The 16,697-nt window shown below is 56.7% G+C and carries 17 protein-coding genes and 1 tRNA gene; 9 read left to right on the top strand and 9 right to left on the bottom strand.

Annotated features, from left to right (window positions below; translation table 11 throughout):
• Positions 1-784: 784 nt before the first annotated feature.
• Genes TR61_RS01770 through TR61_RS19810 form a run of 6 tightly spaced genes read right to left on the bottom strand, consistent with a single transcriptional unit; the run spans position 785 to position 6,549 of the window.
• Positions 785-1,288, bottom strand: coding sequence for an HNH endonuclease (locus TR61_RS01770; RefSeq protein WP_082181800.1), 504 nt, complete (start codon positions 1,286-1,288; stop codon positions 785-787).
• 46 nt (positions 1,289-1,334) lie between these two features.
• Positions 1,335-3,401 carry an ATP-dependent DNA helicase gene (locus TR61_RS01765; RefSeq protein WP_050927821.1) on the bottom strand — a complete coding sequence of 689 codons (2,067 nt, stop codon included), beginning with the start codon at positions 3,399-3,401 and terminating at the stop codon, positions 1,335-1,337.
• A gap of 22 nt (positions 3,402-3,423) precedes the next feature.
• On the bottom strand, positions 3,424-4,518 hold the full coding sequence (locus tag TR61_RS01760; RefSeq protein WP_157440792.1) for a hypothetical protein: 1,095 nt from the start codon (positions 4,516-4,518) through the stop codon (positions 3,424-3,426).
• Between the two features lie 11 nt (positions 4,519-4,529).
• Complete coding sequence (locus TR61_RS01755; RefSeq protein WP_050927819.1) at positions 4,530-5,063, bottom strand: type I-E CRISPR-associated protein Cas6/Cse3/CasE; 534 nt, start codon at positions 5,061-5,063, stop codon at positions 4,530-4,532.
• A complete protein-coding gene (locus TR61_RS01750; RefSeq protein ID WP_050927818.1) occupies positions 5,060-5,860 on the bottom strand; it encodes a hypothetical protein in 801 nt (266 codons plus the stop codon). The genes TR61_RS01755 and TR61_RS01750 overlap by 4 nt, the downstream gene beginning before the upstream one ends.
• Positions 5,860-6,549, bottom strand: a complete 690-nt coding sequence (locus tag TR61_RS19810; RefSeq protein ID WP_157440791.1) for a hypothetical protein — start codon at positions 6,547-6,549, stop codon at positions 5,860-5,862. The genes TR61_RS01750 and TR61_RS19810 overlap by 1 nt, the downstream gene beginning before the upstream one ends.
• Positions 6,550-6,743: 194 nt before the next feature.
• Between TR61_RS19810 and TR61_RS01740 the strand changes: the two genes are divergently transcribed.
• A complete protein-coding gene (locus TR61_RS01740; RefSeq protein WP_172676918.1) occupies positions 6,744-7,193 on the top strand; it encodes a hypothetical protein in 450 nt (149 codons plus the stop codon).
• Positions 7,194-7,253: 60 nt separating this feature from the next.
• On the opposite strand, the gene TR61_RS01735 is transcribed toward TR61_RS01740, so the two are convergent.
• Both TR61_RS01735 and TR61_RS01725 read right to left on the bottom strand, forming a co-directional pair.
• The gene (locus TR61_RS01735) at positions 7,254-7,496 is read right to left on the bottom strand and encodes a hypothetical protein (RefSeq protein WP_050927815.1); all 243 of its coding nucleotides are present in this window, start codon (positions 7,494-7,496) and stop codon (positions 7,254-7,256) included.
• A 417-nt stretch (positions 7,497-7,913) separates the two neighbouring features.
• Positions 7,914-9,113 carry an integrase family protein gene (locus tag TR61_RS01725; RefSeq protein ID WP_050927813.1) on the bottom strand — a complete coding sequence of 400 codons (1,200 nt, stop codon included), beginning with the start codon at positions 9,111-9,113 and terminating at the stop codon, positions 7,914-7,916.
• Between the two features lie 118 nt (positions 9,114-9,231).
• On the opposite strand from TR61_RS01725, the gene TR61_RS01720 reads away from it, so the two are divergent.
• A tRNA-Leu gene (locus tag TR61_RS01720) sits at positions 9,232-9,317 on the top strand.
• 20 nt (positions 9,318-9,337) lie between these two features.
• On the opposite strand, the gene TR61_RS01715 is transcribed toward TR61_RS01720, so the two are convergent.
• Positions 9,338-10,258 carry a hydrogen peroxide-inducible genes activator gene (locus tag TR61_RS01715; protein WP_050927812.1) on the bottom strand — a complete coding sequence of 307 codons (921 nt, stop codon included), beginning with the start codon at positions 10,256-10,258 and terminating at the stop codon, positions 9,338-9,340.
• Between the two features lie 231 nt (positions 10,259-10,489).
• Here TR61_RS01715 and TR61_RS01710 point away from each other — a divergent pair, with 231 nt between their 5' ends.
• The 7 genes from TR61_RS01710 to mnhG are packed head-to-tail and all read left to right on the top strand — an operon-like array spanning position 10,490 to position 16,160.
• Positions 10,490-12,757: a putative monovalent cation/H+ antiporter subunit A gene (locus TR61_RS01710; RefSeq protein ID WP_082181798.1), complete on the top strand. Its 2,268-nt coding sequence runs from the start codon at positions 10,490-10,492 to the stop codon at positions 12,755-12,757.
• Entirely contained in the window at positions 12,754-13,173 is a 420-nt protein-coding gene (locus TR61_RS01705; RefSeq protein WP_050927811.1) for a Na+/H+ antiporter subunit B, read from the top strand. Before TR61_RS01710 ends, TR61_RS01705 begins: the two co-directional genes overlap by 4 nt.
• Before the next feature lie 3 nt (positions 13,174-13,176).
• Entirely contained in the window at positions 13,177-13,542 is a 366-nt protein-coding gene (locus TR61_RS01700; protein WP_050927810.1) for a Na+/H+ antiporter subunit C, read from the top strand.
• Positions 13,539-15,038 carry a Na+/H+ antiporter subunit D gene (locus TR61_RS01695; protein ID WP_050927809.1) on the top strand — a complete coding sequence of 500 codons (1,500 nt, stop codon included), beginning with the start codon at positions 13,539-13,541 and terminating at the stop codon, positions 15,036-15,038. The genes TR61_RS01700 and TR61_RS01695 overlap by 4 nt, the downstream gene beginning before the upstream one ends.
• Entirely contained in the window at positions 15,035-15,517 is a 483-nt protein-coding gene (locus TR61_RS01690; protein WP_050927808.1) for a Na+/H+ antiporter subunit E, read from the top strand. Before TR61_RS01695 ends, TR61_RS01690 begins: the two co-directional genes overlap by 4 nt.
• Positions 15,514-15,819 (top strand): MrpF/PhaF family protein, encoded by a 306-nt coding sequence (locus tag TR61_RS01685; RefSeq protein WP_050927807.1) that lies wholly within the window; start codon positions 15,514-15,516, stop codon positions 15,817-15,819. The genes TR61_RS01690 and TR61_RS01685 overlap by 4 nt, the downstream gene beginning before the upstream one ends.
• A complete protein-coding gene (mnhG, locus tag TR61_RS01680) occupies positions 15,816-16,160 on the top strand; it encodes a monovalent cation/H(+) antiporter subunit G (RefSeq protein ID WP_082181797.1) in 345 nt (114 codons plus the stop codon). Before TR61_RS01685 ends, mnhG begins: the two co-directional genes overlap by 4 nt.
• Positions 16,161-16,697: the final 537 nt, after the last annotated feature.

The following is a 16,697-nucleotide window of genomic DNA, read 5'->3' as shown; positions in this document are numbered from 1 at the left end:
CAAATTTAAGAAGAGCGCAGTCCGTTAAAGCGCAGAAAATTGGCTATCCGTACATGATATGAGTCAATGCGTTTAGCCCAGCGGGTAGCAGACCAACCCGACGCCAAGGTTCGGATGGCTCCTGACCTCGGTCTTTCGATAAATTTAGCGACCTGGAGGCGTGACGAAATCTCATGCACTTCCATCGAGTAATGGTTAGCCCACAATTATGGGGCTACAGCGTCCTCTGCTCAGAAGGCGTCCATGAAGTGCTGGTTGTCGCTAGCCCACAAAGCAGGGGCTATAGTATCGACCGGTATCATCGACGAGTACTGCGAGGTGCTATCGCTAGCCCACAGGAGAGGGGCTATTTGCTACGCTTCGGCATACTCCCACTGAGGTTGCATTTTCGCTAGCCCGCAATACAGGGGCTATAGCATCCAGTCTGCAAGACGCCGCATCCCTAATCTTGTTTTCGCTAGCCCGCAAAGCAGGGGCTACAGCATCAAGCCTGAGTTAATGGGACAGATAGGCATCAATTGTCGCTAGCCCACAAAGCAGGGGCTAAAAATTTGGAGCGGCATGCTACCGATGCGGCAAACCTTTTGTCGCTAGCCCACAATGTAGGGGCTACAGCATCGACCACGGCTGACTGGGGTGTTACCTCAGAGTTGTCGCTAGCCCACAATGTAGGGGCTACAGCATCCGGCCCTCTCGTAAGCATTTGCCATTATTTAGCTTTTCTCCTTTTCTGTCGAAATATTCCATCTACTCTCTCTTATTAAGAAGCTTATTTTCGGATTTTTCATCCTAGGACTGGCCAGTTTCGCTTGTCCTTTGGCAACGTCAGGGTTTTGTTGTGTGCCCATTCGTAGTGCAGCATTGCTTCGGGTGCGACCTCGTAGATGGCGGTATCTCCGGTCCGACTTATTCGTGCCAAACCAGCGTCGAACAGGCGATGGAGATCGGTCCGTAACAGAATGCCATGCCGTGCTTCATTCATGTCCAGCCAGGCTCCTTTCGGTCCAACATGCGCTGCGTCCAAAACCGCACGAATATCGCAACCGGTCACAGCACAACTCCAATCATATGCATCACCGACAGCTTTGCGGAACTTGGCTTGATCCTTACGGACCTCCGTCTCCCTCGTTTCAGGATCTGCCACCTCGACATCAAAGAGGGGATTAGCTTCCAGCCACGTGGCCACATCTTCTGCAGAGTTCGGGTCACCACTGAAGTTTCGGTATCTTTCCATAGAAAGTGACTGAGGTGTGATGCGACCCTTTCTAACCAATTCGGATGTCTTCATGCTCGGATTCCGCTACTTCGTTTAGACCGCTTCGATCATGTAAATTTCATGCTGTCGTTGGTTTCTTGGCGGCGGACGCTTCAAGTATTTTCGCTTGGCGAAATGAGCCAAACGGACCTGCAAATCGTTCCGGGATCACAGACAGAAAATCAGTCCATTCCTTTGCGGACCCCTGCGCCAACCGTAATCTGAGATTTCGACGAAGAGCTTCTGGTATGGGGAACCTTGGGTCAAGGATCCACACTTTGCAGTGATCATCACGAACCCGAATGCCTCTACCTTGTCCTTGGGCCATTCTTCTTTTCGCATCTGCTCGAGACTGGGCCATTAGTTCGAAACCAATCGTATCGACAGGCCTGCCCCTGGCCAATCTGTGCGCGCGAATGACCTTTTCTCTCAATTCATCTGGGCGAGACATGGGAAGCCTTGGAATAACGACATGATCCACCATGTGAGGCAGATCAACGCCAGCCCATGCGCATGGAGAAAACAAGACAGCGTCTTTTACTGCCTGAAAAGCCTCCACCAGCTTGGTGAGCGCCATGCCTCTCTCGTGGACAAGCGCGTCCTCAAGTCCTTCACTGAGAACGATGGCATCATCATACGAAGCGGTTAAGACAAGAACGCGACCACCTTCACGGCGAGCGGCCTGAATGCCTTCTTTCGCATATGCGACCCAATCGAGGTTACGCTCTGGTTCTTGTCCTTCGATATGAACCCAGGGGCTGGGCACTTGTCGATCCGCCAAGACAAATTCACATGACCCGAATGTGCGATGGTCCCAGTTCTTCGACCGATGCTCCGCAATGTTAGACCAGCGGTCGTTCACTCCTAAGCGCCGGCAAAAGTCTGAAAAGGGCCTCTTTTCCCCGGGGACTGAAAGTGTGCCAGACATGAATGCCATGGCGCGGAGTATGGGTTCCCGTCCGTCTCGTGGTCTATGCCAAAGACGCCCAAGGATGCGGGCGGGTTCCAGCGCCACGGTCTGAAGCGATGGGTATCTTCTGACAGGCGAGTAAACGACACCAGCCGATGCGTTCTTATCTTCGTCATTAGCCTCTGCCAGGTCTAAAGCGGTCGATTGCAAATCAAAGGCCAGAATAGGGCGATCTTCCCGCACCTCCGTCGCCAACGTCCGCAGTTCTTCAACAAGGGCATCCACGGCTTCTCGGATAGCAAGATGCTCTGGAATATCATGCTGCAAAATAACTGAAAGCTTTTCAGCTTCGAGAATGTCCATTGATTGCCAAAGTGCAGAAAGCTTGGACTTTGCTACTTCCGATCCTTCAACCCGATCCAGCAGCCTCGCTACACTTCTTAGCGCGATCTGACGTTCCGCCATTCCCTGTGCCAAAGAAGGTAGAACATCGGCCTCGTCAAATATTGCGACCGTACGCGGTAGCTCGCCCTCAGGAGATGATATTCTTGCACCGTACAGACGAGCATCAAGAAGCATCGTTGCATGGTTTGTGATTATGACATTGGACGCAAGCGCTCCGGCACAAGCCAGATTGTACTCTTTCTTAGCTGAATCGCTGGAACCGGAATGAAGGCAAATGTGCTCTTGTCGTACCCCGTTTGGGATACTCAGGTTAAAGATCTGTTCCGCCTCGTCAAACCGTACCGGACGTGTTTCGGCATCTAACCAGAGATCAAGCTCAGCGATGTTCTCTTTCTCCCGGACGCGCTGCAAACGCTCCCAATCGATCCAGTTTCTTAGGCCAACATAAGTTCCAGCCGTCACCTCGACGCCTGTTAGATCACGAGTGACCGGTGCGATAACTCTGACGAATTCCTCCAGCAATTGGCGCTGCAGCTGGATGGTCGCTGTGCTGATTATCACTTGCTCGCCGGTCAAAGCTGCATGCAGAGCCATCGGGCCCAAGGCCGCTATACTTTTGCCCACGCCAACAGGGGCATTGAACAGCGTGATCTGACCTTCCAATTGATCGGTTGGTTGAGGAGCAGCTATCACCGCAGCGATCCTATCTGCCAGGTCAAGCTGAATGTCTCTCGGAGCGAAGCCGGGCAAGTACTTCGTCAGACTGCCGCCCTTTAGCAGATTTTCTGTTGCACCCCTAAGTGGGTAGCCTGTTTCTTGGAGTGTTATCATCTCGCGTACTTTGTCGAGGCTGTCATGTGTCTGATGTCACAAGCTTTTCGTCGGGTCTCTGCCAAGCGTCCCATGACGCCACCCAGTCTCCAATTTCAGTCCCATCGATTTCCACACCAGCCGGACTAAACGAGACGCGACCCGCGTCTTTCCAAACTGATCGGAAGCCACCGTCCCTGACTTCAAGGGTCATCTGTCCTGAGAACACACCGCGACCCTGTGAACGGTAGGCTCCAAGCCGACAGCCCTCATCGTTCAGGATACCATCGGCCCAACGTTGCAGCGATCTAATGAGTAATCCGGCTTGCTCCTTAGAGATTCCTCGAGCGGATAGTCTGGATGACCATCTTCCGCCTGCTCCAACATACTCAGTTGGTGGAAGAGGCATACCGATAGCGTTGTCAGATCCGGCAGCACTGGCGACGGCCTTTGCTTGTTCTAGTCGTGCATCTGCGGCTGAAAGCTGTTCATTGAGTTCATCAACGGCTGACTGTTGGCCTTGACCGGTTTTTACCGCATCTTGAGCCTTTCGGAGTTCGCGTTTGAGGGACTTCACCTCTGCATCTGCTTTTGCTCGCGCTCGGTTAGCATCGATGTAGATCTCCGCGCTCTTTAAACCGTCTTCACTCAAGAGTTCCAATTCAGCATCACGGACATGAGAACGTACACCCTCGGCTTTGAACAGAAGTCCAAGGTCCGCTTCATCCAGGTAGGCTGGTTCAATGCTCACCTTGGATGGTACAAACCGGCCGATCCCGACTTCACCCCCACCGAATAGGTCGATCTCTGGATGTCTACGCAAGAATTCTCTTGCTTCTTCCAGTTCTGCTTTGCCTGCTTTGTCAGATCCTTTAACTCCTCCAACGCTGAGACGAGTGTATTCCACGAAGTCCATTGGCCCTTCGCGTTCAATAATCTCCTCGGCCATGCCTCTGCGAAGAACGGCCTTCAATTGACGAGCGGGAACAGTTGGCACTTCGTATGGGGTGCCGCCGTGGCTCATCCGTCGCTCTTTGTACGTGCGTGACGGTTGACCCTTTCCTCCTCCAAATCCAGGGGGATTAGTGGCAAAGGCCGTAATGTTTTCCATTGTGAAACGTGATGTTCGAATGTCCATGGAGATTACTCCTAGCTTAAATGAATTGTGAGCAAGCCGCAGCCGAAGCTACGCATGCTTGATCCGACACCGTGTGCCATGGCTTGGGCCAATTTCGTTTTGTCTTCGACCTTCAGGCGACCGTAGTAAGTGGTTCTTCGAAAGCCCCATTCCTTCCCAGCCTTCTTGATTTTGACCTTCTCGGTTTCGATTGCTGGCGCACCTAAAAGTTTAAAACCGCAAGCCACGCTGCGATCTTTGAGCCACTGAAGTCTTTCTTCGTCGCTTTTGCATGTGAATCTCTTTCCCCCGCCACTGCGCGCAGCATGTGAAGCGAGGGTGAATTCCAATTCTGAACCAACTTCTGGAACAATTACCTCTTGCCCGACATGTGCCAGGTGTTCAGGCGGGTCGCTCAAGCGAACGGTGGCCACGCTGCTTCCTGGAGTGCGTCTATAGAGCGGGAACTTCTGGCCTGCGTCCTTTCCTGAACCGAACGCCTCAGCAATCGCAGTATGAAGGCGATACTCGTCCTGCTCCAGGCTTGTGATCATGAAGTCCTTCACGACGGTTCCTCCTGATCCATGGCCACCCTTAATAGGCTCCATGCCGCTGCCTCATGCTGAGCTGGTAAGGTTTCCGCTATGTCGCAAAACTTAGTGTAGTCCATTCCCAGCTTTTGAAGCAGTCTATCGATCTCTCGGTCTATGGAGGGTTCATTTCCGATCTCCATGATGCGCCGGTGAGCCAAAAGCCCAATTCTTCTAACGTCCGCGTAGCTCAAGCTTGAGACCATCTCCAATGCGTTATCGAACTGAGATTTATCGATAAATATTGGACCGCTTGGCTTGTTTATTGCCACTCGAATGCTGCCCTTTGGCGTAGTTACCAAGGTGGCAGGATCGAGTGCTTCGCGTTCAGGCCAGATCAGTATTCGGTCAACATCATTTCTGATGCCTCGCATCAAGACACCGATTGGATCGTTGATCGCTGTGACCTTGTTTGTCTCAACGGGCACTCTGACCGCTGCACCGATCTCGGTACCTTCTTCTGTGATGACAATCGTTGTCAGTCCACTACCCAATCGAACATCGGGCAGTCTTTCACGTTTTTGCGATTTTACTGTTACGTCTTGCACGATCCGTTTTTCAGCTTCGCTCAACAGCTCTCCGTCACGAAGGGGGGCCAGGCTCTCAGTTGAAAGCACGGTTGCCCACCAATCTCTCAGATCCTTGGGCTTAGCTCTTTTGAACTCGAGGGACTTCGTGTGACGAGGGATGTCTTCAAGAAGGTGCGGATAAACTGCGCTGAGAGCCTCTTGTGGAGTGCGCCCTAAAGGATCTGCGAAATGCTCTTTTATCATTACAAGCTCAAAAGATCCTGTGTGCTTGGGACCACGCACAACTCTGGTTCAACACTCGTATCCCAGTATGGAACACGCCAACGCTGCATTGCTATCGCAGCAGGGCCTCCTTTCCACGACCGCACAGGAATTGGACGCAATGGTTGTCCGTTTTGGACGAGGGCCCATGTTTCCGGATCTTCATCGACTCCAAAAACATCGACTTTCTCGATGGCTCCCATTCCTTTGTTGCGATGTTGGCCAACAGCAGGGGTGCCTTCCAAGATTGCCCTGACCAGTTCGATTTCTCCAACCCCGCGATACTCAATCAACTCGACAGCGCGTGTCCGGACCACGTATCCGACATTTTTGCCACCCGCGCCGCATCCTTTTCCAATATCAGTGGTTGGCGCTGGCCATGAGACAAAGCGGTCTGCGGATCTTTTGTTCTCATCCCAGTTTCGACTATGGCTCGAAAATAGCTGCTGCTCAGTGACTGTCTGTTCGCCAAGGAAAAAACCTTGGCTAGCATGAGGCACGCCTTCTTCAGTGTAGGCTAAAGGAAGCTCGTCCGGGTAATCTGGGAATGCCTCTCCGCTTGCCAATGCTATCTCTGCGGCTAGCACGGCGTCCAAGGTGGGCACACTGTCACCTGCGAAAGGAGTGCTCAAATACAAATGAGCAGCAAATGGTTTTAATCTGTCTTGCATAATCCTGGCGCAATAAATCTTTTAAAAATTTGACCTGCCTTTGAATGCAGATCAACCTTATCGTTCCTTCAGCTTAGGGTAGATCTCGTTCGCGCGGCAAGTATCGTTTCCCAGATGCGCAAAAGGAGCCTGACGCCAAGTTTGACAGGCTGCCCCTGCCTGTGTTCGGTTGTCTCTGTTTGATGGAGGTTGCTTTGAAGAAGTTGATTTGTGCGCTGGCCGTTGGGCTTTTCATCACAGCATGTACAGATTCATTCTATAATAAAGAGCTAGAAGAAATTGGTGCATTGCCTGACTTATCTGGCGTCTCTTCCGTCGACATATGTGATGCAGCGGCATACTTCACTTACGACGCACCATCAGGGGACAAAGCAACAGCACGTCGTTTGCTGTCCGAAGTACTTAAGCGGCGCGACATCTCGCAAAAAGACTACAACAGCGCGCTCACTGGAGACGTGGAGCTAGGGATGGACGATTTGGCGGCAACCTGTGCTTGGGGGCTGCCTGACGAGGAAGAAGAGTTCTACTTGGCAAATGGACGAAAGTTCACTCGTTGGACATACCGATACGGGGAATATGGTCTCGATCGAGATACTATTGAGCTCATCGACGACCGGGTCGTTTCAATCCATGCTGGTGGATGAGATATTCAATTGCCTACCGTTCTGACGACGATTGGCTAATTCAATACATCGGAGTGGCTCTCAGGGCTTCTGCTGTTTTTCATCTCGCAAGGATTCTGCTAGCTCCTTCAAAAACCTTGGCTGACCTTCAAGCCATTCGTCAATAAATTCCGGACCATAACCTCCTCCTCCGCTTGCTAAGCTCTCAAGTACACTGCTGATGTTCCGTGCCCCCATCTCGCGCCCGTACTTTTCTCCAAGCTTTTCGCCCCATTTGTATGCGATTGGAATTGCTATAAAAGCTAGAAGGCAGGCCGTTTCCATATCAAAATCCTTTCCAAGTTTTTAACTCGCATTGCCAGCTCAGTAAAATTAAGTATCGACGAACAGGCGCGTTATCTCAGCCCAACGGGTAGCAGACCAACCTGACGCCAAGGTTCGGATGGCTCCTGACCTCGGTCCTTGTCTCCCCTACATTCCGCTCCAACCAAGCCACCGTGTCTGAGCGATTGTTCTGCACCCACACCTCAACCCAATCCGTCTCGTATGGGGACTTTGGCCGGAATGGCCCGCAGACACGTGTCACCTGCAAACCGTTCACATCCCAATTCTCTGTCTCGAAGCAGAGGTCCAGCGCTGACTCCTCATACGGAAAGCCGGAGACAACCATTTCTAGCGCAAGTGGTCTCCAATCAGGGTCAGTCACCCCGTTGCACGTCAGCAGGGCCAGCAACATAGCCTTCATGTCGGATCGTCCCAGCCTTCTTGATACCGTATGTCCGGCATGTCCACGACATAACCCCGGTACTGTCGCTGCAACTTCTCGTACACGCCTCTCAGCGTATCCAGCTTGGCGAGTTCCCCTCTAGCGTAGTGGCGTTGTGTGACCCCCGTAGGCGAATGGTTCAGGGCTGTGCCAATACTTCCTACGTCCACACCAGCAAGCTCACAGTGCTCCGCAACGGTTCGTCTGAGGTCATGCGTGGTCCAGCTACTGTCAAACGCAACATAGTCTCGGAACTTGTCGAGCTTCGTCCGATACGTGCTCTCCCCGTAATCGAATATCTTGTCTGATCCGCTGGCCTCTATCGCCCTTTCGACAATGCCCTTGATCAATCCGTATGTCGGTATCCGGTGGTCCTTGTGGTTCTTCGTGTCCTTGAATACCAACGTCCCATTCTCCGCAGAGTAATCCGTCTTTTTCAGGTTCAGAGCCTCGTTCTTCCTCGCTCCTGTCAGCAGGTAGAAGAAAATCAACTCAACAAACAGATCGGGTGTCCCATCTCCCTTGGTGGTCAGTTCCATGATCCGCTGTATCTCATGGTGGCGCAGGAACCTCTCTCGTACCGTTGGGGTCGTGGTCACCCCGCTTTGGGACAGGAACAGCGCCACAGGGTTCAACGCTAGGCCAGAGCTATTCAGGATCGCCTTGAGGGACCGTAACGCCTTCTTGATGTATGCATCACTCTTCCCAGCGTCCTTGAGCTTTCGATACCGCTCGGCAACCATCTCCTTCGTGATCCGATCCACCTCAAGCGGCTTCCAATCGTCAAAGCAGTTATTCAGGATTTTCCTGTAATCGCTCTTCGTGCTCTCGGCCAAGTTCACCCGCATGGCGATATAGCGATCAAAGACAGCTTGCAGGCTGGTCTCGACAGTTGGCGCAGGTGGGGGCAATCGGGCAACGTCTACCCCTTGGCTGAGTTGCAGCAGGATTTCACGAGCTTTGATCCGTGCATCATCCAGAGACAGCAGGTCCACGTCTCCGATCTTCTTTCGAACCACACGCCCGCCTCTGACGCGTTTCTCTGCGAAATACGTGGCTTTCCCCGTAGGTGTGACTTTGATACCAAAGCCTTGCAGGGACGAATCTCTGACAAACTGAGTTGATCCGGTGGGGCTGAGCCCAGCTATTGTTAGCTGATTGATTCGGGTAGTCATGGAAAAGTCCCCTGAGACAAACGGTAGACGGCTAGTAGACGAATAAAGCCTAGTAGACCGGGAATCTCAGAGCAAGCTTTTAGGGTGAGTTCTTTAAAAACAAGGACTTAACCTACGGGCCCAAGTGGCGGAATGGTAGACGCAGGGGATTCAAAATCCCCCGCCTTTGCGGGCGTGCCGGTTCGAGTCCGGCCTTGGGTACCACTTTCATCCGAATGCCGGATTTACCCCAGCACGATCACTTCCTTCGCGCGGTCTTTCAGGATCGCGCAGATCATGGCGGCCAATTCGCGGAACTCGTCTTCGCGCGCGGTCCCCTTGCGCCAGATCATCCCGATGGTGCGCGAGGGTGGCGGGCCGGTGAAATGCCGCGCCACGACGATATCCTGATGCGCGACCTCGGATTTGACGTAAAGCGCGGGCATCAGCGACAGACCCATGCCCATCGCCACCATCTGGCGCAGCGTATCGAGCGAGGTGCCCTCGTAATCGCGTGACAGCTCGGCCCCGTATTCTTCGCAGATGCGGCGCACCTGTTCGTAAAGCTTGTGACCGGGCTCCAGCGACAGGATCGTCTCGCCGCGCAGCATCTCGGGCGCGATCCGGGCGCGCGCGGCAAATGGGTGGTCATGGGGCAAGACCACCTCGATCGGTTCGCGGAACAGAGGCAGGCTGTCGAAATCCGCGTGGCTGACGGGCAGGGGGAAGAACAGCAGGTCAAGATTGCCGTCCGACAGGCTTTGCAGCAGGAAATCGGGCAGGCCTTCGCGCATATAGAGTTTCAGTTGCGGGTGGGTTTCATGCAGGCCGGGAACGATCAGCGGCAGCAGGTACGAGCCCAGAGACTGCACCACGCCAATGCGGATCGTGCTTTGCAGATGACTTTGACTTCGGATCGCAAGGTTATGAATTTCCTTGACTTCCCGAAGCGCACGGCGGGCGCGGCTGACCACTTCACGCCCCAGGGGCGTGATGATCACGCGCGACCGGCTGCGTTCGACCAGCTGCGCGCCCAGCTTGGCCTCCAGCTCTTTCAGCTGGGCGCTGAGCGTGGGCTGGGTGACGTGGCAGGCCTCGGCCGCGCGGCGGAAATGCAGCGTGTCGGCAAGGGTCGTGAGGTACTTCAATTGCTGCAGGCTGGGCATTGCGACCCCTTTGATAGAGAATTTCTATCGAAATAATCCTGATTTTCGATTGGATCAATCAGCTATTGCGCCCTATCTCCCCGGTATCCGAGGGGAGCAGCCGGTGAACAGGACATTGAACTTCCGTGCCAGTGCGGGGCCATTCTGCGCGTCAGGCGTCGTCTTTGACGGCGCTGCTTGCGTATGCGCACCCGTTGCACCCTGTTGCCCGGCCCAGAAGGCGCTTGCGGCATGAGCGCCGCCGCCGCAGATCAGCCCAAGGGCAATGGCCTGACGGGCCTTGCGCCCGCGATCATCTCGGCGGCGCTTTTTGCGTGGTTTCTGACCTTCACGCCCGCCATCGGCGCGGGGGAAAGCCTGCGCTATGTCATCGACTGGGTGCCGTCCCTGGGTATTTCGCTGTCCTTTCTGCTGGACGGCCTGTCGCTGACCTTTGCGCTTCTGATCACCGGGATCGGGACGTTGGTGTTCCTCTATTCCAACACCTATCTGGCGGGGCATCCGCAGTTTAACCGCTTTGCGCTGTTTCTGTTCAGCTTCATGCTGGCGATGCTGGGTCTGGTTCTGTCGGACAACCTGATCGGGCTGTTCGTCTTTTGGGAACTGACGACGATCACCTCCTACCTGTTGATCGGGTTCGGGCACGAGACGACCAAGGGCCGCCGCTCGGCCCTTCAAGCGCTCTTTGTGACGGGTGCGGGCGCTTTGGCGCTGCTGGCAGGCTTTATCCTGCTGGGCATGAGCATGGGCAGCTTCGAGATGTCCGAAATCCTAGCCCGTGCGGACGATTTGAAGGCGCATGCGCTCTATGTCCCGATCCTGATCCTGATCTTGGCGGGCACCTTCACCAAATCCGCGCAATTCCCGTTCCACTTCTGGCTGCCCAACGCCATGGCCGCGCCCACGCCCGTGTCGGCCTTCCTGCATTCGGCCACGATGGTGAAGGCAGGCGTTTACCTGATGGCGCGGCTGCATCCGGGCATGTCGGGCACCGATATCTGGATGTGGACGCTGACCATTTTCGGTGCGGTCACGGCCGTGTCGGCCAGCATCTTCGCTCTGCGCCAGACCGATCTGAAACAGGCGCTGGCCTATACGACGCTGATGGCGCTTGGCACGCTCACGCTGTTTCTGGGGCAGGAGAGCGGATATGCCATGACCGCATTCGCGACCTTCCTGATCGTGCATTCGCTGTACAAGGCGGCGCTGTTCCTGGTGGTGGGCTGCATCGACCATTCCACCGGCACGCGGGAGGCCGAGGTGCTGGGCGGTCTGGGCCGCGTGATGCCGTTTACGGCTTTTGCCGCTGCCCTGGCTGCGATGTCGATGGCCGGCTTCCCGCCCTTCCTGGGCTTCATCGGGAAAGAGCTGAAATACGCAGGTGCCCTTGGCGTCGCATCCGAGCCATTATTCGTTGTCATTGCCGTGCTCGCCGCAAACTCCCTTATGTTTGCCGTCGCGGGCGTTGTGGCCCTGCGCCCCTTCTGGAACAAGCCCGGCGGAGAGATGCCGGTGACACCGCATGAAGCGCCCTGGCAGATGTGGATTGGCCCGGTCATTCTGGCGGTGCTGGGCGCGTTCTTCGGCCTGTTTCCGGACGTGCTGCAGACCAGCCTTGTGACGCCCCTGGTCGCCAGCCTTCTGGGCGGGGCCGAGGATGTGAAGGAACTCAAGCTCTGGGCCGGTGTGAACATGCCGCTGATCCTGTCGATCATCACGGTGGTCGCGGGCACGGTGCTGTATCTGGCGCACCGGCCACTGCGCAATGGCCTGATCCGCGCGGATGAGGCGACACCGTCTTTCGACAACGGCTGGGACAAGTTCCTGGAGGGTTTCAAGGCCTTTGCCGCCTGGCAGACCCGCCTGATCCAGTCGGGCGTGCTGCGCAGTTACATGTTTGCGACCTTCGCCACGGTTCTGGTGGGACTGGGCGGCACGATGATCCTGCGCGATGTGGGCATCGCCAATCCGGATCTGACGGATGTGACCTGGAAAAACCTTGCGCTGACGCTGTTGATCATCGGTGGTGCCATCGTGGCGACGCTGACCTCATCCCGCATTGCGGCGATGGCGGCGCTGGGGGTCGTGGGGATCGCGGTGGCGATGATCTTCATCGTGTTCTCGGCGCCTGACGTGGCGATCACCCAGCTGCTGGTGGAAACGCTGGTGGTGGTGCTGGTGGCGGTTGCCCTGCTGCGTCTGCCCACTCTGGATTCCGACGGGCGCAAATGGCGTCCGGTGGATGCGATCCTGGCCGCGGGCGTGGGTGCTGTGGTCACGCTGATCCTTCTGGCGGTGCTGGCGACGCCGCTCGATCGCCGCCTGACCAGCTTCTTCGAACTGGCCAGCTGGCCCGAAGCCTATGGCCGTAACATCGTCAATGTCATCCTCGTCGATTTCCGCGCGCTTGATACCTTCGGTGAAATCGCCGTGGTCGTGATCGCCGCACTTTCGGCCTATGCGCTGTTGCGCACAACCACGAAGGGGCAGGGCAAATGAACTCGGTCATCCTGCGGGCGGGCACACGGTATCTGGCGGGGCTTTTGCTGATCTTTTCGGCCTATATGCTGCTGCGTGGCCATAACGAACCGGGCGGCGGTTTTATCGGCGGGCTGATCGGATCGACCGGTTTTGTGCTGTTCGCCGTGGCCTGTGGCGTCGAGGATGCGCGCCGCGCGCTGCGTGTTCAGCCGCAGAATATCGCCATGGTGGGCCTGGGCATCGCGCTTCTGGCGGGGCTGTTCGCGGCGCTGTTTGGCGATGCGCTGTTCACCGGCCAATGGCTGTTCATCGGCGCGACGGACACCGAAAAGGGTCTGCCCATCTCGACCGTGCTGGCCTTTGATATCGGTGTTTACCTGGTGGTCTTCGGATCCGTCCTCACCCTTGTGTTCGCGATGGAAGAGGAGATCTGAGCCATGGAAGCCCTTCTTGCCATCGCCATCGGCGTGCTGGTGGCCGCGTCGGTCTATCTGATGCTGGCGCGCAATGTGTTGCGCTTCATCTTCGGGCTGGTGCTGATCTCGAACGCGGCGAACCTGACGATTTTCGTCGCGGGCCGCCTGACCGAAGGCGCGCCGCCGCTGATTGCCGAGGGGGATCTGGCCCCGGTGGGCGAGGTGGCCAATGCCCTGCCGCAGGCGCTGGTGCTGACGGCCATCGTGATCGGCTTTGGCCTCTTTGCCTTTGCGCTGGTGCTGGTCTTCCGCGCCTACACCTCCCTTGGCACGCTTTATTCCGATGAGATGCGCGTGGCCGAACCCCGGGCGGAGGACAAGGCATGAGCTGGTACCTGGCCACGCCTCTGGCGCTGCCATTCCTGACCGCCGTTGTCGCTTTCCTTCTGCGCAATGGCCCGGCCGGCCGCTGGGCCAGTGTGTTGGGCAATGGCCTGCTGCTGTGCGTCGCGGCTGTTCTGATGGCGCGCGTGCTGAAAGATGGCGTGATCGCCGGGCAGATGGGCGGCTGGTCCGCGCCTTTCGGGATCACGCTGGTGGCCGATTATCTGGGCGCCGTGATGGTGGTGATCACCGCCATCACCGCCTTTGCCGTGTCGATCTATGCGCGGGCAGATATTGACGAACGCAAGGAAGGTCTGGGCTATCACGCGCTGTTCAACGTGTTGATCGGCGGGGTGACGGGGGCGTTCCTGACGGGCGATCTGTTCAACCTGTACGTCTGGTTCGAGGTCATGCTGATCTCGTCCTTCGGGCTGCTGATCCTGGGCGGATCGCGCGAGCAGATCGACGGCGGCATCAAATATGTGACGCTGAACCTTGTGTCGACCATCCTGTTCCTGTCGGGCATCGGGTTGCTTTACGGCATGACTGGCACGCTGAACATGGCCGATCTGGGCCGCGTGGTGCCTGCGCTGGAAAACCAGGGGCTGGTGACCACGGTGGCCATGATGTTCATGATCGCCTTCGGGGTGAAGGCCGCCGTCTTCCCGCTGTTTTTCTGGCTGCCCGCGTCCTATCATACGCCCGCCTTTTCGGTCTCGGCGGTGTTTGCGGGGCTGCTGACCAAGGTAGGCGTCTATGCGCTGATCCGGATGTTCACGCTGGTCTTCAACGCTGACACCGGCTTCACCCATACGATCCTTCTGTGGGTTGCGGGCTTTACCATGGTGACCGGCGTTCTGGGGGCTGCAGCGCAGAACGATATGCGCAAGATCCTGTCGTTCCATATCGTCAGCCAGATCGGATACATGATCCTGGGCCTTGCGTTGATGACGCCCTTCGCCATCGCGGGCGCGGTGTTCTATCTGGTGCACCATATCGTGGTGAAGGCGAACCTCTTCCTGATTGCAGGCGTGGCCGAACGCATCGCCGGGTCGACCGATCTGGGCAGGATCGGCGGGCTTTACAAATCCGCGCCGCTTCTGGCGGTGCTGTTCCTGATCCCGGCCTTTTCGCTGGCAGGCTTCCCGCCGCTTTCGGGCTTCTGGGCCAAATATATCCTTGTCGCCGCCTCTCTTGAGATCGAGGCGTGGATCATCGCGGGTGTCGCCCTGCTGGTGGGTCTGCTGACCATCTATTCGATGACCAAGATCTGGGCCGAAGCCTTCTGGAAAGCTCATCCCGAAGGGATGGAACCCGCGCTGACCCGTCTGGACGGCCGCACACGCGCCGCACTTCTGCTGCCCATCGCGGGGCTGGCGGCGATGACGCTGGTGATCGGCTTTTTCCCCGAACCCTTCGTGATCTTCGCTGAAACGGCGGCGGCGCAACTTCTCGATCCTACGCCCTATATCGTGACAGTGTTGGGAGAGGGCGCATGAACACATTCGTCGTCAATCTGCTGTTTGCAGTCGTCTGGGCGCTGTTTTTCGGCGCGTTCAACTGGCTGACGCTGGGTTCGGGGCTGGTGCTGGGCTATGCGGTGCTGTGGCTGCTGCAACCGCTGACCGGAGGGCCGTCGGGCTATTTCATGCGGGTGTGGTACTGGATCAAGCTGATCGTGATGTTCCATTACGAACTTGTCGTATCCTCCTTCCAGGTGCTGTGGGACATCGTCACGCCGCGCCACCGCGCGCGCCCGGCAATCATTGAGATGCCGCTGGATGTGCAAAGCGACGCGGGCATCCTTTTGGTGACCAACCTCATTTCGCTGACCCCGGGCACGCTGTCGCTGGATGTGTCCGAGGATCGCAAGACCCTCAGCCTGCATGCGATGTTTGCCGATGATCCCGACGCGGTGGTCCGGCAGCTGAAGGACGGGATGGAGAAATGGGTGATCGACGCGGTGGAGAGGACATGACAGCAGATCAGTTTCTGGACGCCTGCGTCAGCTTTGGCTTCGTGATGGTCTTTCTGACCGTGGGATTTGCCTTCTGGCGGCTGGTGCGCGGGCCCAGCCTGCCCGACAGGGTGGTGGCGCTGGACATGATGACCGTGGCGATCGTGGCCTTTTGCGGGCTGGCGGCGGTGCGTTCGGGCGATGCGGCCTTCCTGGACGTGGCGCTGGCGCTGGCGCTGGTGGGCTTTCTGGCCACCGTGGCGCTGGCGCGCTTTGCCGAACGGCAGCGCCTGCGCAACAAAACCGGGGGGGAGGAGACATGAGCGCCGTGATCGCAGGCCTTCTTCTGGCCCTGGGCGGGGCCTTCACCCTGATCGCGGGCATCGGCATCTTCCGCATGCCCGATGTGTTTATCCGCATGCATGCCTCCACCAAGGTGGGTACGCTGGGCTCGGGCCTGATCATGGCGGGCGTCTGCGTGCATTTCGCCGAACCGCTGGTGATCTTCAAAGCGATCCTTGTGATCCTGTTCCTGCTGCTGACCGCGCCCATCGGGGCGCATATGATCGGTCGCGCGGCGCTGCGCATCGGGGTCAAACCCTGGGGCATCGCGGATGCCGATGCGCAGAATGCGGGCGGAAAGCCGCGTTCGGACGACCTCTGATAAGCTGAATTTGGCCTGTATCGGCGCATCTTGGCCGGGCGTGGTCACAGTTCCGTCCGAATCATGTATTCTGGTTTTCGGTATGTGAATAGTCGCCGGATACAGGCGCGATTGGTTCCAGAGTGGGAACGCAATCCAACCGAAGCAGCCGCATATTCGCCATTTTTCAATCAAAGTTAACGGCGCGGGGAATTGTTTCCGTCTTCCGAACAGTGTGACGCGTTTCGCGCCGTCCCGGCGGGTTTCTTGCGTATTTGATCGGCATTTGAAGCAAATTTGGAAACAACTGTGCTGAATGCCGTCTCCAATCCTGTCCGGTTCGCGGTCCAATTATGGCCATACCGGGCAAGGAAAACACCAATTTCGTCACATTTCGCTTTGAGCGCCGCATTCTCGCCGGTATTTCTTTAACTGCCCACTGGGGGGCGATGTCTGTTGGTCACGGGGGCGACCACGCAGAGCTTGCATCCGGGAATGCAAGAGAGATGTGAGCGCAGCGCTGCCGTCACAAAGTGCAGCTGCAACCTGCAAGCAAGG

The organism is Aestuariivita boseongensis (assembly GCF_001262635.1).
In the GTDB taxonomy this organism is placed as follows: domain Bacteria; phylum Pseudomonadota; class Alphaproteobacteria; order Rhodobacterales; family Rhodobacteraceae; genus Aestuariivita; species Aestuariivita boseongensis.
This window is presented reverse-complemented; position numbering and strand designations above follow the sequence as displayed.